Genomic DNA, 15,597 nt, shown 5'->3' on the forward strand with positions numbered 1-15,597 from the left:
GATGGAAGGGATGTTCAAGTATGAAGGGACTCTTTGGACTCTTCGGGTACGGCTCGGTGTACGGCGATGCCGTCGAGCACCATCGACAGGTACTGCCGGGCGATCTCCTCGGGGCTGTGCTGTCCGCCGGGCCGGTACCAGGACGCGGCGACCCACACCGTGTCGCGCACGAAGCGGTAGGTGAGCCGGACGTCGAGGTCGGCCCGGAAGACGCGCGCGGCGACCCCGCGCTCCAGGGTGGCGAGCCACGCCTTCTCGAACTTGCGCTGGGAGTCGGCAAGGAACGTGAAGCGCTCCTGCGCGGCCAGCTGCCGGGACTCCTTCTGGTAGATCGCGACGGCGGCGCGGTGCCGGTCGATCTCCCGGAACGACTCGGTGACGAGCGCCTCGAGGGTCTCGCGGGGCCCGAGTTCCGCGTCGAGGACGGTGTCGTAGCCGTCCCAGAGTTCGTCGAGGAAGGTCCGCAGGATCTCCTCGAGCATCGATTCCTTGGAGTCGAAGTGGTAGTAGAGGCTGCCCGCGAGCATGCCCGCGTGGCCCGCGATCTTGCGTACGGTGGTGGCGTTGTAGCCCTGTTCGGCGAAGACCTCGGCGGCGGTGTCGAGGAGTTCGCGGCGGCGCTCCGCCGCCGCGCCGCCCGCGGGCTTCTTCGCGGCGGTCACCTGGGGCTTCTTCTTGGTCGGCACGGGTCCATTGTGGGCACAGGCCCTGCCGGCCTAGGCATGCTGGCTGCTGACGGAGACGACCTCGCCGGTCAGGTACGAGGAGTAGCCGGAGGCCAGGAAGACGATCACGTTGGCGACCTCCCAGGGTTCGGCGTACCGCCCGAAGGCCTCCCGCGCGGTCAGCTCCTCCAGGATTTCGGGGGTGGTCACCTTGGCCAGGTGGGGGTGCACGGCGAGGCTGGGCGCGACCGCGTTGACCCGCACCCCGTAGGCGGCGGCCTCGATCGCGGCGCACCGGGTCAGGGCCATCACCCCGGCCTTGGCGGCGGCGTAGTGGGCCTGTCCGGCCTGGGCGCGCCAGCCGACGACGGAGGCGTTGTTGACGATCACGCCGTCGCCCGTCTCCTTCATCGCGCGCAGTGCCGCGCGGGTGCAGCGGAAGGTGCCGTTCAGTGTGACGTCCAGGACGCGGGACCACTGTTCGTCGGTCATGTCGATCAGTGGCGAAGTCCCGCCCAGACCGGCGTTGTTGACGACGATGTCCAGCCGTCCGTGCTCCCGGACAGCCGTGTCGAAGAGCGTCCGGACCTGGGACTCGTCGGTGACGTCACAGGGCACCGCACTCACCGCGCCGGGGAACTGCTGTCCCAGCGCGGCCTCGTGCTCCTTCAGGCGCCGCGGGTGCGCGTCGCTGATCAGCACGTGGGCGCCCTCTTCCAGGAAGCGGCGGGCGGTGGCCCCACCGATCCCGGCGCCGGCCGCCGCGGTGATGACGGCGGTGCGCCCCTTCAGCAGCCCGTGCCCGGGTACGTACGCCGGACTCTCGACGCCTGTCATAGCGCCACGCTAACCTACCAAACACTTGTTAGGGAAGGACGGTGACGCGAGAGTGGACCTCACCCACGCTCCGGCCGACGAGGAGTTCCGCGCCGAGGCCCGCGCCTGGCTCGGCGCGCATGTGCCGCGAACACCCCTTCCCTCCCTGGAGACCGAGGAGGGCTTCGCGGCCCACCGCGCCTGGGAGGCCGAACTGGCCGCGGACCGCTGGTCGGTGGTGTCCTGGCCCGAGGAGTACGGCGGCCGGGGCGCCGGACTGCTGCGCTGGCTCCTCTTCGAGGAGGAGTACCACGCGGCCGGCGCGCCGGGCCGGGTGAGCCAGAACGGCATCAGCCTGCTCGCGCCGACGCTTTTCGAGCACGGCACGGCGGAGCAACGCGCGCGGGTCCTGCCGTCGATGGCCTCGGGCGAGGTGGTCTGGGCGCAGGCCTGGTCGGAGCCGGAGGCGGGCTCGGACCTCGCGGCGCTGAGGTCGACGGCGGTGCGCACGGACGGCGGCTGGCTGCTGAGCGGGCTGAAGACATGGTCGTCGCGAGCTGCGTTCGCCGACCGCGCCTTTGGCCTGTTCCGCAGCGACCCGCCCCCTCCCCCACGCTCGGCTTCGCTCGCGCGGGAGGTACCCCCGTCACCCCATCAGGGTCTCACCTACCTCATGTTCGACCTGCGCGCACCCGGCGTCACGGTCCGCCCCATCGGCCGCCTCGACGGCAAGCCCGCGTTCGCCGAGCTGTTCCTGGACGAGGTGTTCGTGCCGGACGAGGACGTGATCGGCGAGCCGGGCCGGGGCTGGCGGATCGCGATGTCGACGGCGGGCAACGAGCGGGGCCTGACGCTGCGTTCGCCCGGCCGTTTCCTTGCCTCGGCCGGGCGGCTGCTCAGGCTCTGGCAGGACCGTGGCAGACCGGAGTGGGCCCGCGCGCGGGTGGCCGACGCCCTGATCGGCGCCCGTGCCTACCAGCTGTTCACGTACGCGGCCGCCTCCCGCGTCTTGGACGGCGCGTCCCTCGGCCCGGAGTCCAGTCTGAACAAGGTTTTCTGGTCCGAGTACGACCTCGCGCTGCACGAGACGGCACTCGATCTGCTCGGCGCGGAGGGCGAGTTGTCGGACACCGACTGGGCCGAGGGGTATGTCTTCGCGCTCGCCGGCCCCATCTACGCGGGCACGAACGAGATCCAGCGCAACATCATCGCCGAGCGCCTGCTCGGCCTGCCGAAGGGACGCCGGTGATGCGCTTCCTCCTCGACGCCGAGCAGCGTGCCTTCGCCGACTCGCTGCGCGCGATGCTGACGGCGGCGGGCACACCGTCGGTGGCCCGCGACTGGAGCCGCGGCGACCGGGCGAGCGGCCGTGCGCTGTGGCGCCGGGTCGCGGAGGCGGGGGTGTTCGGGCTCGCGGTTCCTGAGGCGTACGGGGGGATGGGCCCGAGGCCCGTCGAACTCACAGTGGCTTTCATCGAGTTGGGCCGGCAAGCGGTGCCCGGGCCGCTGGTGGAGACGGTCACCGCGACAGCACTCCTCACCGAGCCCGAACTCGCCAAGCGGTTCCTGCCGTCGATCGTGTCCGGCGAGACGCTGGCCACGGTCGCCGCCACGGAGTACGCCCTGGACGGAGACGCGGCCGGCCTCCACCTCGCCCTGGCCGACGACGGTCTGCGCCTGTCCCCCGGTCCCGGCCCGGTACGCCGCTCCCTCGACCCCACGCGCCGCCTCACCACCCTCGCCCCCGGCGGCGAACTGCTCACCCCCGACCCGCCCACCGAACACGCCCTCACCTGGGCCCGCCTCGCCACCGCCGCCCAAGCCCTCGGCGTCGGCCTCGCACTCCTCGACAGAACCGTCTCCTACGTCGGGCAGCGCAGCCAATTCGGCGCCCCCATAGGCTCGTTCCAGGCCGTGAAACACCGTCTCGCCGACGCGAAGACCGCCCTGGAGTTCGCCCGGCCCCTGCTCTTCGGTGCTGCCCTGACGCTGGCCCCTGCGGACGTGGCCGCGGCCAAGGTGAGCGCGTGCGAGGCGGCGTACGGCACGGCCCGTGCGGCGCTCCAGTTGCACGGCGCGATCGGCTACACCGCGGAGTACGACCTGTCGCTGTGGCTGACCAAGGCCCGCGCCCTGCGCACGGCGTGGGGCACCCCGCAGGAGTGCCGGGACGCCGTCCTCAACGGCGCTCTCAGTGCTGGTGGTGGTCGCCGCTCGTGACTTCCCGGTACTCCTCGCGGGTCGGCTTCGGGATGTGCGACTCGGGGCCGTACAGAGCCCGGGCCATCAGGGCGCGCGCCCGCTGGGAGACGGTGACCGTCCGCCGTACACCGTTGGTGTCCTCGAGCGGGCCGATCTCGTAGGGCGGGTTCTGCTCGTGCTGGGTGAGGGTGAACAGCGCGTCCTGGGCGAGGGCTTCGTGGACCTCGACGTACTCGCCGTGCGGGAGCCGTTTGATGGTGCCGGTCTCCCTGCCGTGCAGCACTGTGTCCCGGTCGCGGCGCTGCAGTCCCAGGCAGATCCGCTTGGTCACCACGAAGGCGAGGACCGGGACGGCGAACACGGAGATCCGTACGAACCAGGTGATCGCGTTGATGGAGAGGTGGAGATGTGTGGCCACGATGTCGTTGCCGCCGCCGATCAGCAGCACGCCGTACAGGCTCAGCCAGGCCACGCCTAGGCCGGTGCGCACGGGCGCGTTGCGCGGCCGGTCGAGGATGTGGTGCTCGCGTTTGTCGCCGGTGACCCACGCCTCGACGAACGGGTACACGCCGAGGGCGAGCAGGATCAGCGGGAAGAGCGAGAAGGGGATGAGGACGCCCGGTTCCAGGGTGTGGCCCCAGGCGTTGATCTCCCAGCCCGGCATCACCCGGATCAGGCCTTCGGAGAAGCCGAGGTACCAGTCGGGCTGCGCGCCCGTGGTGACGAGATCCGGGCGGTAGGGGCCGAACGCCCACACCGGGTTGATGCTGGCTATCCCGCCCATCAGCGCGAGCACGCCGAAGGTGAGGAAGAAGAAGCCGCCCGCCTTGGCCATGTAGACCGGCAGGAAGGGCATGCCGACCACGCTCTTCTGGTCGCGTCCGGGCCCGGGGTACTGGGTGTGCTTGTGGTAGAAGACCAGGATCAGATGGGCGACCACCAGGCCCAGCATGATGCCGGGCAGCAGCAGAACGTGGACCGGGAAGAGCCGCGAGATGATGTCGTGGCCCGGGAACTCCCCGCCGAACAGGAACATCGACAGATACGTCCCGACGATCGGGATCGACAGGATCGCGCCGTCGGCGAACCGGATGCCGGTGCCGGAGAGCAGATCGTCGGGGAGCGAGTAGCCCGTCAGGCCGGTGATGATGCCGAGGAACAACAGGGTCCAGCCGAACACCCAGTTGACCTCGCGCGGCTTGCGGAACGCGCCGGTGAAGAAGACCCGCATCATGTGGATGAGCATCCCGGCGACGAAGACCAGCGCCGCCCAGTGGTGGATCTGCCGGATCAGCAGCCCGCCGCGCACGTCGAAGCTGATGTGCAGCGTCGACTCGTACGCCTTGGTCATGATGATGCCGTTGAGCGGGCCGTACGAGCCGTGGTAGACGACCTCGGCGCCGCTGGGTTCGAAGAAGAGTGTGAGGTAGATGCCGGTGAGGATCAGGATGAGGAAGCTGTAGAGGCAGACCTCGCCCAACATGAAGGACCAGTGGTCCGGGAACACCTTGCGCATGTTGGCCTTGGCCAGCGCGTAGAGCCCGAGCCGTCCGTCGGCCCAGTCGGCGAGCTTCTCGCCCTTGCCGGGTTCGTCCCCGCGCACCGCGTCTCGGGTGCCGTTCACCGATCGTGCGCCGTCAGCCATCCGTCGCCCTCCCCACCGATCACCCACAGGGTGACACGCCGCCAAGCCCAAGCCAACGGTGCGAACGGACGCTCTCAGCCGGTCCGTACGATTCCGTGCGCCCGCGCCGCCGTCAGCCACTGCGGGAACTCGCCCACGAGACGGTCGTACAACTCGGCGTCGGACACCTTCCGGGGGTCCCGTCCCGCGTGGAAGAAGCCGGCGTTGTCGACGATCCGCTTGCCCGGTACGGCGAGTTCGTCGAGCTTGCGCAGGAACTCGAACTGCCGGCTGCCGGGGTCGCCGAAGCCGACGAACTGCCAGAACAGGGGCAGCCTGGCCGCCTTGCACAGATAGCGTTCCGCGGCGAGCTTGTTGATCGGGCCGCCGTCGGTCTGGAAGACGACGAGGGCGGGGTCGGTGGAGCCGCTGTCGAGGTAGTGGTCGATGACGGCGTCCATGGCCAGGTGGTAGCTGGTCTTGCCCATGTGCCCGAGCCCGGCCACGATCCGGTCGATACGGCCCTGGTGGTCGGCGAGGGCAATGTCGGTCTCGGCGTCGATGTCCGTCGAGAAGAACACCACCGGCACCCGGCCGTCGTCGTCGAGATGCGCGGACAGCCCGAGCACGCGGTCCGCGAGCGCCTGCACGCTGCCGTCGTTGTAGTACGGCTTCATGGAACCGGAGTAGTCGACCACGAGATAGACGGCGGCCCGCAACCCGTCGAGCCCGTGCTTCGTCAGCGAGATCCCGGCGCTCTTGTAGGAGCCGGCCAGCGCGGGCGCGGTCTCCTCCAGCTTGCTCAGACTGATCGCGGCCATGCCGGTCTCCCCCCTGGTTCCCGTCGAGGAGGCCGAGACTACGTGATCGCGGGCCCTGCTCTCCCTGCTGTCACCAGGGTTCGCTATTTTGTTCGCCGCCGTCCCCACCGGCTCACCCTGTCCCCGTATCTTTCAGAGGAGCCGGCCGTGACCGCCGAGTCCGCCGTCACCACCTGCTATCGCCATCCCAAGGTGGAGTCCCACGTCCGCTGCACCCGCTGCGACCGCTACATCTGCCCCAGTTGCATGCGCGAGGCGGCCGTCGGCCACCAGTGCGTGGACTGCGTGAAGGAGGGCACGCGGTCGATCCGGCAGGCGCGGACGGCGTTCGGCGGCCGGATCTCGGCGGTGCCGATGGTGACGTACGTCCTGATCGGGCTCAACGTGCTCGCCTATCTGGTCGAGTTGGTGCGCCCGTCCGCCGTCGACCGGTTCGCCATGCTGGGGCGCGGGCTCGTGGGAACCGACGGAGCGCACTACCTGTGGACGTACCCCTACGGCCGTGACATGCACGCGGAGGGCCTGGTCGGCGGCGAGTGGTACCGGCTGCTGACCGGCGCGTTCCTGCACATGCCGCCCACCGAGGGGATCGGTGTCGTGCACATCGTGCTGAACATGACCTCGCTGTGGACCATCGGCCGGGTGGTGGAGAGCCAGCTGGGCCGCGTCCGCTATCTCGCCCTGTATCTGCTCTCCGCGCTCGGCGGCTCGGTCCTGGTGCTGCTGATCGCACCGGACACCCAGACCGTCGGCGCGTCCGGCGCGATCTTCGGGCTCGGCGCCGCGTACTACGTCATGGCCCGCCGCCTGGGCTACGACATGGACGGGGTCAACCGCTACATGACCGGCCTGCTCCTCTGGCTGGTGCTCTCCGCCTGGCTCACCTCCTGGCAGGGGCACCTCGGCGGTCTGCTGGCGGGCGGCGCGGTGACGCTGGCGTACGCTTACGCACCCCGGGACGCCCGCCGCACCCTGGTGCAGGCGGCGGCGTGTGTGGCCCTGCTGGCCCTGCTCGTGGTGCTCACCTGGGCGAAGGTCTCGGAACTGTCGGGAGGGGCGGCCTGATCAGGGCCGTACGGTATCTGCAATGAAACGCTCCGGAATCCTGCTGTTCGCGGCCGTCCCGGTCGTCGTGACGGCACTGGTGTACGTCGCCACGCCCGGCGACTCGGACTCGTCCGGGACGAAACACCCCACGTCGGCCGCGCAGCAGGCGCGTCAGGACGCCAAGGCGCGGGCCGAGCGGTCGGAGCGGGCCGAGGACGACGAGGTCATCGCCGACCTGCCGCCGGGCCTCGCCGCGCCCGCGAAGAAGGAGCTGGCCCAGCGGATCGTGGCCAGCGCCGAGAACTCCACGCTCGACTGGCGCAGCGCGTACGGCTACATCGAGGACATTGGCGACGGCCAGGGCTACACCGCGGGCATCATCGGCTTCTGCACGGGCACCCACGACCTGCTCACCCTGGTCGAGCGGTACACCAAGGCCCACCCGGACAACGGCCTCGCGACCTACCTCCCCGCGCTGCGCAAGGTGGACGGCACGGACTCCCACGAGGGCCTGGACCCCGGCTTCACCACTGCCTGGAAGGCGGAGTCCGAGCTGCCGGCCTTCCGCACGGCCCAGGACAAGGAACGCGACCGCGTCTACTTCAACCCGTCCGTCCGCCTCGCCAAGCTCGACGGCCTGGGCACGCTCGGCCAGTTCATCTATTACGACGCCATGGTCTTCCACGGCCCCGGCACCGGCGCGGACGGCTTCTACGGCCTGCGCGAACGCGCCATGCGAGAGGCCGACACCCCGTCCCAGGGTGGCAGCGAGAAGAACTACCTCGACATCTTCCTCGACGTGCGCCGGGGGACCATGAAGACCAAGAAGCCCGGCATCGACACCACCCGCATCGACACGGCCCAGCGCCAGTTCCTGTACGACGGCAACCTGGACCTGCAGACGCCGCTGGTGTGGCAGGTGTACGGGGAGACGTACAAGGTGCCGTAGACCGACGCCAACTCCCCTTTGGCGGCCGACGGAAGAAGGCGCGCACTGCCGACCGGGGTGCGGAAGACGCCCTCTCGGCGTCCTGGCGCAGCGTCCTCGCTGTGCACGGGCGGCTCGGCGAACAGGTCTACGCGGAGCCGACGCGGCTGCTGCGGTACGAGAAGCAGCGGACATGCGACGGCGCCTGCCCGGTCGTCCGGTCGGGGACTGGGGCAGGCGCCGTGCTGTGTTCCGTACGCCTTTGTACGGGACGTATTTTGATGAGGCGTCAGACCATCAGCGAGCGGTCCGTCGGGCGGATCGGAGCCGGCAGGTCGCTCGCGCCGGTCAGGTAGCGGTCGACGCCCTTGGCGGCCGAGCGGCCCTCGGCGATCGCCCACACGATGAGCGACTGGCCGCGGCCCGCGTCACCGGCGACGAACACGCCCGGCACATTGGTCTGGAAGTCGGCGTCGCGGGCGATGTTGCCGCGCTCGTCGAGGTCCAGGCCGAACTGGTCCACCAGGCCGTTCTCGCGGTCGGTGCCGGTGAAGCCCATGGCGAGGGCGACCAGTTGGGCGGGGATCTTGCGTTCCGTGCCCGGCTTCTGGGTCAGCTTGCCGTCGATGAACTGCACCTCGGCCAGGTGCAGCCACTGGACGTTGCCGTCCTCGTCGCCCTCGAAGTGGGTCGTGGACGCCGCGTAGATGCGCTCGCCGCCCTCCTCGTGGGCCGAGGTGACCTTGTAGAGGATCGGGAAGGTCGGCCAGGGCTGGTTGACCGCGTGCCGCTCGTCGTTCGGGCGGGGCATGATCTCCAGCTGGGTGACGGAGGCGGCGCCCTGGCGGTGAGCCGTGCCCACGCAGTCGGCGCCGGTGTCGCCGCCGCCGATGACGACGACGTGCTTGCCCTCGGCCGAGATGGGCGACACGACGTAGTCGCCCTCCTGGACCTTGTTCGACAGCGGCAGGTACTCCATCGCCTGGTAGACGCCCTTCAACTCCCGGCCGGGGACGGGAAGATCACGGGCGGCGGTGGCGCCGGCGGCGATGACGACCGCGTCGTACCGCTTCTTCAGGTCGGTCGCCTTGAGGTCGCGGCCGATCTCGACGCCGGTGCGGAAGCGGGTGCCCTCCGCGCGCATCTGCTCGATACGGCGATTGATGTGCCGCTTCTCCATCTTGAACTCGGGGATGCCGTAGCGCAGGAGGCCGCCGACGCGGTCGGCGCGCTCGTACACCGCGACCGTGTGGCCGGCCCGCGTCAGCTGCTGGGCGGCGGCGAGGCCAGCCGGGCCCGAGCCGATGACCGCGACCGTCTTGCCGGACAGCCGCTCCGGCGCCTGCGGGGCGACGTCACCGGTCTCCCACGCCTTGTCGATGATCGAGACCTCGACGTTCTTGATGGTGACCGGCTGCTGGTTGATGCCGAGGACGCAGGCCGACTCGCACGGAGCGGGGCACAGCCGGCCCGTGAACTCCGGGAAGTTGTTCGTCGCGTGCAGGCGCTCGGACGCCTCGGTCCAGTCCTCGCGGTAGGCGTAGTCGTTCCACTCGGGGATCAGGTTCCCCAGCGGACAGCCGTTGTGGCAGAACGGGATGCCGCAGTCCATGCACCGGCTGGCCTGCTTGCTGATGATCGGCAGCAGCGAGCCGGGGACGTAGACCTCGTTCCAGTCCTTGACGCGCTCGGTGACGGGACGGCTCTTGGCGACCTCACGGCCGTGGTTCAGGAAACCCTTCGGGTCAGCCATTGATCGCCGCCTCCATCATCTTCTCGGTGATCTCGGTCTCGGTCAGACCGGCTCGCTCGGCGGCGTCCTTGGCGGCGAGCACTGCCTTGTACGTGCTGGGGATGATCTTGCTGAAGCGGTCGACCGCCGTGTCCCACTCGGCCAGGAGCTTCCCGGCGACCGTCGAGCCGGTCTCCTCCTGGTGACGGCGCACCACGTCGTGCAGCCACTGCTTGTCGTCCTCGCTCAGCGCCTCGACCGACGCGAGGTTGCCGGCGTTGACGTTGTCGCGGTCGAGGTCGACGACGTAGGCGACACCGCCCGACATGCCGGCCGCGAAGTTACGGCCCGTCGCGCCGAGGACCACCGCGTGTCCGCCGGTCATGTACTCGCAGCCGTGGTCGCCCACGCCCTCGGCGACGACCGTGGCGCCGGAGTTGCGCACGCAGAACCGCTCACCGGTCCGACCGCGCAGGAACAGCTCGCCGCCGGTCGCGCCGTACGCGAGGGTGTTGCCCGCGATCGTCGAGTACTCGGCGAGGTGGTCGGCGCTGCGGTCCGGGCGGACGATGACGCGGCCGCCGGAGAGGCCCTTGCCGACGTAGTCGTTGGCGTCGCCCTCCAGGCGCAGCGTGACACCGCGCGGCAGGAAGGCGCCGAAGGACTGGCCGGCCGAGCCCGTGAAGGTGATGTCGATGGTGTCGTCGGGCAGGCCCGCGCCGCCGAACTTCTTCGTCACCTCGTGGCCGAGCATGGTGCCGACCGTGCGGTTGATGTTGCGGATGGCGACCTGGGCGCGCACCGGCTGGGCGTCGGTGGCGCTGGAGGCGGCCAGGGCGTCGGCGGCGAGCTTGATCAGCTCGTTGTCCAGTGCCTTCTCCAGGCCGTGGTCCTGGCCGACGATCTGGTGGCGCACCGCGCCCTCGGGCAGCGAGGGCACGTGGAACAGCGGCGCCAGGTCGAGGCCCTGGGCCTTCCAGTGCTCGACGGCACGGGTGACGTCGAGGCTCTCGGCATGGCCGACGGCCTCCTCGATGGAGCGGAAGCCCAGCTCGGCGAGGATCTCGCGGACCTCCTCGGCGATGAACCGGAAGAAGTTCACGACGTACTCGGCCTTGCCGGCGAACCGGTCGCGGAGGATCGGGTTCTGGGTGGCGATGCCGACCGGGCAGGTGTCCAGGTGGCAGACGCGCATCATGACGCAGCCGGAGACGACGAGCGGAGCGGTCGCGAAACCGAACTCCTCGGCGCCGAGCAGCGCGGCGATGACGACGTCACGGCCGGTCTTCAGCTGACCGTCGGTCTGGACCACGATCCGGTCGCGCAGGCCGTTGAGCAGCAGCGTCTGCTGGGTCTCGGCGAGGCCGAGCTCCCAGGGACCGCCGGCGTGCTTGAGCGACGTGAGCGGCGAGGCACCCGTGCCGCCGTCGTGGCCGGAGATCAGGACGACGTCCGCGTGCGCCTTGGAGACACCGGCCGCGACCGTGCCGACGCCGACCTCGGAGACCAGCTTGACGTGGATGCGCGCCTGCGGGTTGGCGTTCTTGAGGTCGTGGATCAGCTGGGCCAGGTCCTCGATGGAGTAGATGTCGTGGTGCGGCGGCGGGGAGATGAGCCCCACGCCCGGCGTCGAGTGCCGGGTCTTCGCCACCCACGGGTACACCTTGTGGCCGGGCAGCTGACCGCCCTCGCCGGGCTTGGCGCCCTGGGCCATCTTGATCTGGATGTCGTCCGCGTTGACCAGGTACTCGGAGGTCACGCCGAAGCGGCCGGAGGCGACCTGCTTGATCGCCGAGCGGCGCGCCGGGTCGTACAGACGCTCCGGGTCCTCGCCGCCCTCACCGGTGTTGGACTTGCCGCCGAGCTGGTTCATGGCGATGGCCAGCGTCTCGTGCGCCTCGCGCGAGATGGAGCCGTACGACATGGCGCCGGTGGAGAAGCGCTTGACGATCTCGGAGACCGGCTCGACCTCGTCGATGGAGATCGGCTGCCGGTCGCTCTTGAAGCCGAACAGGCCGCGCAGCGTCATCAGGCGCTCGGACTGCTCGTTCACGCGGTCCGTGTACTTCTTGAAGATGTCGTAGCGCGCGGTGCGCGTGGAGTGCTGGAGGCGGAAGACCGTGTCCGGGTCGAACAGGTGCGGCTCGCCCTCGCGGCGCCACTGGTACTCGCCCCCTATGTCCAGGGCGCGGTGGGCGGGCGCGATACCGGAGGCGGGGTACGCCTTCGCGTGCCGGGCGGCGACCTCCTTGGCGATGACGTCGATGCCGACGCCGCCGATCTTGGTGGCCGTGCCGTTGAAGTACTTCTCGACGAAGGCCTCGTCAAGACCGACGGCCTCGAAGACCTGGGCGCCGCGGTAGGAGGCGACGGTCGAGATGCCCATCTTGGACATGACCTTGAGGACGCCCTTGCCGAGCGCGTAGATCAGGTTGCGGATGGCCTGCTCGGACTCCATGCCCGGCAGGAACGTCCCTGCACGGACCAGGTCCTCGACGGACTCCATCGCCAGGTACGGGTTCACGGCCGCGGCGCCGAAGCCGATGAGCAGGGCGACGTGGTGGACCTCGCGGACGTCACCGGCCTCGACCAGCAGGCCCACCTGGGTGCGCTGCTTGGTGCGGATGAGGTGGTGGTGGACGGCCGAGGTGAGCAGCAGCGAGGGGATCGGCGCGTGCTCGGCGTCCGAGTGGCGGTCGGAGAGGACGATCAGCCGGGCGCCGTTGTCGATGGCGGCGTCGGCCTCGGCGCAGATCTCGTCGATGCGCGCGGCGAGGGAGGCACCGCCGCCGCTGACCCGGAACAGACCGGACAGGGTCGCGGCCTTGAAGCCGGGCATGTCGCCGTCGGCGTTGACGTGGATGAGCTTGGCCAGCTCGTCGTTGTCGATGACCGGGAAGGGCAGCACGACGGAGCGGCAGGAGGCGGCCGTCGGTTCCAGCAGGTTGCCCTGCGGGCCGAGCGACGAGCGCAGGGAGGTGACCAGCTCCTCGCGAATCGCGTCCAGCGGCGGGTTGGTGACCTGCGCGAACAGCTGGGTGAAGTAGTCGAAGAGCAGCCGGGGGCGCTCGGAGAGGGCCGCGATGGGGCTGTCCGTGCCCATCGAACCGATCGGCTCGGCGGCGGCCTTGGCCATCGGCGCCAGGATGACGCGCAGCTCCTCCTCGGTGTACCCGAAGGTCTGCTGGCGGCGGGTGACCGAGGCGTGGGTGTGGACGATGTGCTCGCGCTCGGGCAGGTCGCCCAGCTCGATCTCACCGGCCTCCAGCCATTCGGCGTACGGCTGCTTCGCGGCGAGGGCCGCCTTGATCTCGTCGTCCTCGATGATCCGGTGCTCGGCGGTGTCGACGAGGAACATACGGCCGGGCTGCAGCCGGCCCTTGCGGACGACCTTCGCGGGGTCGATGTCGAGGACGCCGACCTCGGAGGCGAGGACGACGAGGCCCTCGTCGGTGACCCAGTAGCGGCCGGGGCGCAGGCCGTTGCGGTCGAGCACGGCGCCGACCTGGGTGCCGTCGGTGAAGGTGACGGTGGCCGGGCCGTCCCAGGGCTCCATCAGCGTGGCGTGGAACTGGTAGAAGGCGCGTCGTGCCGGGTCCATGGAGTCGTGGTTCTCCCACGCCTCGGGGATCATCATCAGCACGGAGTGGGGCAGCGAACGGCCGCCCAGGTGCAGGAGTTCGAGCACCTCGTCGAAGGACGCCGAGTCGGAGGCGTCGGGCGTACAGATCGGGAAGATCCGCGCCAGGTCCTTGTCCCCGAACAGCTCCGAGAACAGCTGGGACTCGCGGGCGCGCATCCAGTTGCGGTTGCCCTTGACGGTGTTGATCTCACCGTTGTGCGCGACGAAGCGGTACGGGTGCGCGAGCGGCCACGACGGGAAGGTGTTCGTGGAGAACCGGGAGTGCACGAGCGCGATCGCGGAGGCGAAGCGGCGGTCGGACAGGTCCGGGAAGAAGGGCTCGAGCTGGCCGGTGGTCAGCATGCCCTTGTACACGATCGTGCGGGCCGAGAGCGACGGGAAGTAGACACCGGCCTCGCGCTCGGCGCGCTTGCGCAGCACGAAGGCCTTGCGGTCGAGGGCGATGCCCTCGGACTGGCCGTCGGTCACGAAGACCTGGCGGAACGCGGGCATCGTGGAGCGGGCGGTGGCGCCGAGGAGTTCGGGGGCGACCGGGACCTCGCGCCAGCCGAGGACGGTGAGGCCCTCGTCGGCGGCGATCGTCTCGATCCGTGAGACGGTGTCCGCGGCCCCGTCCTCTGGGAAGAAGGCGATGCCGACGGCGTACGCACCGGCCGCGGGGAGGTCGAATCCGGCCACCTCACGGAAGAAGGCGTCCGGCACCTGGCAGAGGAGGCCGGCACCGTCGCCCGAGTCCGGCTCGGAGCCGGTCGCGCCGCGGTGTTCGAGGTTGCGCAGCACGGTGAGCGCCTGCTCGACCAGCGCATGGCTCGCCTCGCCGGTGAGGGTGGCCACGAAGCCGACGCCACAGGCGTCGTGCTCGTTGCGGGGGTCGTACATACCCTGCGCAGCAGGGCGAGCATCCATGAACGACCAGTTCTGGCCATTCGTGGAGTGCTGGGACGGCTGGCGCGGCGTACGCATCGGCTCTCCCGTCGTCGTCAGTGGCTGGGGGCCCTCCCAGGCCGTTCAGGCTCTGGGGGAACAAGTGCCGAGGGACGACGTTGGCCCTCTGCTGGATGCAAAATTTCGTGCAGGTTACATGATGGAGCGGTTCTCAGGAACCGGATACTCCGTTCCAACATGCGGACGCCACCGGGTCGCGGCGGGGGTACCGCGCACGGGCGGCGGAGGTATGCGGGGGCCGACGTGGACAGATCGATGTCCGTCGGCCCAAAGGAGCGGGGGGAGCGGCGTCGCCCACCTCGCGGGTGCACCGTGGGCTCCCTTGCCCGACAGCGCTTACGGCTCATGCCCAGTCGTTAAGCATCCGAAACCAGCGAGTAACGGCTATCTATGCGGCCCAACGCATAAGTACCAGCCGAACTATCCTACGGCGGTTCCGAACAAAGCACCCAGGGCGTACGTCACACCGGCCGCGGCGCCACCCAGAGCGAGCTGCCGCAGACCGCTGAACCACCAGGTCCGCGCGGTCACCTTGGCCACCACGGCACCACAGCCGAACAGCCCGGCGAGCGCCAGCAGCACGGACGGCCACAGCGAGGTCGCGCCCAGCAGATACGGCAGCACGGGCAGCAGGGCGCCGAGGGCGAAGGCACCGAACGACGACACGGCCGCGACCAGCGGCGAGGGCAGGTCACCGGGGTCGACGCCCAGTTCCTCGCGGGCGTGTATCTCCAGGGCCTGCTCGGGGTCCGCGGACAGTTGTCGGGCGACCTCGCGGGCCAGCTTCGGCTCCACACCCCGGACCTCGTAGAGCGCGGCGAGCTCTTCCTCCTCGTCCTGAGGGTGCTTGCGCAGCTCACGCCGCTCCACAGCCAGCTCGGCCTCGACCAGCTCGCGCTGGGAGGCGACGGAGGTGTACTCGCCGGCCGCCATCGAGAAGGCGCCTGCGGCGAGGCCCGCGAGTCCGGTGATGACGATCGTCTGCTGGCTGACCGCGCCGCCCGCGACGCCGGTCATCAGGGCGAGGTTGGAGACCAGTCCGTCCATCGCGCCGAAGACGGCGGGACGCAGCCAGCCGCCGTTCACATCCCGGTGCGTGTGGTTGTCACGGTGCGCCACATGCAGCGCAGCCTCGGTCTCGATGATGGCCATAAAGGTCCTCCAGGAAGCTTAG

Annotated in this window: 11 protein-coding genes; 4 read left to right on the plus strand and 7 right to left on the minus strand. The window is 70.1% G+C overall.

What is annotated here, in order from left to right; genetic code table 11:
• Positions 1 to 14: 14 nt before the first annotated feature.
• Both ACFYXB_RS11755 and ACFYXB_RS11760 read right to left on the minus strand, forming a co-directional pair.
• On the minus strand, positions 15 to 686 hold the full coding sequence (locus ACFYXB_RS11755; RefSeq protein ID WP_389580539.1) for a TetR/AcrR family transcriptional regulator: 672 nt from the start codon (positions 684 to 686) through the stop codon (positions 15 to 17).
• Positions 687 to 716: 30 nt separating this feature from the next.
• On the minus strand, positions 717 to 1,502 hold the full coding sequence (locus tag ACFYXB_RS11760) for an SDR family oxidoreductase (RefSeq protein ID WP_389580542.1): 786 nt from the start codon (positions 1,500 to 1,502) through the stop codon (positions 717 to 719).
• A gap of 52 nt (positions 1,503 to 1,554) precedes the next feature.
• Between ACFYXB_RS11760 and ACFYXB_RS11765 the strand changes: the two genes are divergently transcribed.
• The gene (locus tag ACFYXB_RS11765) at positions 1,555 to 2,730 is read left to right on the plus strand and encodes an acyl-CoA dehydrogenase family protein (protein WP_389580545.1); all 1,176 of its coding nucleotides are present in this window, start codon (positions 1,555 to 1,557) and stop codon (positions 2,728 to 2,730) included.
• Positions 2,730 to 3,701, plus strand: coding sequence for an acyl-CoA dehydrogenase family protein (locus ACFYXB_RS11770; RefSeq protein ID WP_389580548.1), 972 nt, complete (start codon positions 2,730 to 2,732; stop codon positions 3,699 to 3,701). The genes ACFYXB_RS11765 and ACFYXB_RS11770 overlap by 1 nt, the downstream gene beginning before the upstream one ends.
• On the opposite strand, the gene ACFYXB_RS11775 is transcribed toward ACFYXB_RS11770, so the two are convergent.
• Entirely contained in the window at positions 3,673 to 5,328 is a 1,656-nt protein-coding gene (locus ACFYXB_RS11775) for a cytochrome bc complex cytochrome b subunit (RefSeq protein WP_389580551.1), read from the minus strand. The two genes, ACFYXB_RS11770 and ACFYXB_RS11775, sit on opposite strands and share 29 nt — an antisense overlap.
• 74 nt (positions 5,329 to 5,402) lie before the next feature.
• Positions 5,403 to 6,128: a vWA domain-containing protein gene (locus tag ACFYXB_RS11780; protein ID WP_389580554.1), complete on the minus strand. Its 726-nt coding sequence runs from the start codon at positions 6,126 to 6,128 to the stop codon at positions 5,403 to 5,405.
• 147 nt (positions 6,129 to 6,275) lie between these two features.
• Here ACFYXB_RS11780 and ACFYXB_RS11785 point away from each other — a divergent pair, with 147 nt between their 5' ends.
• Entirely contained in the window at positions 6,276 to 7,193 is a 918-nt protein-coding gene (locus ACFYXB_RS11785; RefSeq protein WP_389580556.1) for a rhomboid family intramembrane serine protease, read from the plus strand.
• Positions 7,194 to 7,215: 22 nt separating this feature from the next.
• Complete coding sequence (locus ACFYXB_RS11790; RefSeq protein WP_389580558.1) at positions 7,216 to 8,124, plus strand: chitosanase; 909 nt, start codon at positions 7,216 to 7,218, stop codon at positions 8,122 to 8,124.
• 268 nt (positions 8,125 to 8,392) lie between these two features.
• On the opposite strand, the gene ACFYXB_RS11795 is transcribed toward ACFYXB_RS11790, so the two are convergent.
• The 3 genes from ACFYXB_RS11795 to ACFYXB_RS11805 form a co-directional block, all read right to left on the minus strand.
• Positions 8,393 to 9,856, minus strand: coding sequence for a glutamate synthase subunit beta (locus ACFYXB_RS11795; protein ID WP_389580560.1), 1,464 nt, complete (start codon positions 9,854 to 9,856; stop codon positions 8,393 to 8,395).
• Positions 9,849 to 14,441, minus strand: a complete 4,593-nt coding sequence (gltB, locus tag ACFYXB_RS11800; protein WP_389580563.1) for a glutamate synthase large subunit — start codon at positions 14,439 to 14,441, stop codon at positions 9,849 to 9,851. The genes ACFYXB_RS11795 and gltB overlap by 8 nt, the downstream gene beginning before the upstream one ends.
• A gap of 402 nt (positions 14,442 to 14,843) precedes the next feature.
• Positions 14,844 to 15,575, minus strand: coding sequence for a VIT1/CCC1 transporter family protein (locus ACFYXB_RS11805; protein WP_389580565.1), 732 nt, complete (start codon positions 15,573 to 15,575; stop codon positions 14,844 to 14,846).
• Positions 15,576 to 15,597 lie beyond the last annotated feature (22 nt).

This window comes from Streptomyces sp. NPDC002619 (assembly GCF_042889305.1).
Taxonomy (GTDB): domain Bacteria; phylum Actinomycetota; class Actinomycetes; order Streptomycetales; family Streptomycetaceae; genus Streptomyces.

What these genes read in the sequence shown, in the direction of transcription:
- ACFYXB_RS11760 (WP_389580542.1), bottom strand. Translation starts at nt 1,502, where the DNA reads ATGACAGGCGTCGAGAGTCCGGCGTACGTACCCGGGCACGGGCTGCTG.
- ACFYXB_RS11770 (WP_389580548.1), top strand. Translation starts at nt 2,730, where the DNA reads ATGCGCTTCCTCCTCGACGCCGAGCAGCGTGCCTTCGCCGACTCGCTG.
- ACFYXB_RS11775 (WP_389580551.1), bottom strand. Translation starts at nt 5,328, where the DNA reads ATGGCTGACGGCGCACGATCGGTGAACGGCACCCGAGACGCGGTGCGC.
- ACFYXB_RS11780 (WP_389580554.1), bottom strand. Translation starts at nt 6,128, where the DNA reads ATGGCCGCGATCAGTCTGAGCAAGCTGGAGGAGACCGCGCCCGCGCTG.
- ACFYXB_RS11790 (WP_389580558.1), top strand. Translation starts at nt 7,216, where the DNA reads ATGAAACGCTCCGGAATCCTGCTGTTCGCGGCCGTCCCGGTCGTCGTG.
- ACFYXB_RS11795 (WP_389580560.1), bottom strand. Translation starts at nt 9,856, where the DNA reads ATGGCTGACCCGAAGGGTTTCCTGAACCACGGCCGTGAGGTCGCCAAG.
- gltB (WP_389580563.1), bottom strand. Translation starts at nt 14,441, where the DNA reads ATGCGTACGCCGCGCCAGCCGTCCCAGCACTCCACGAATGGCCAGAAC.
- ACFYXB_RS11805 (WP_389580565.1), bottom strand. Translation starts at nt 15,575, where the DNA reads ATGGCCATCATCGAGACCGAGGCTGCGCTGCATGTGGCGCACCGTGAC.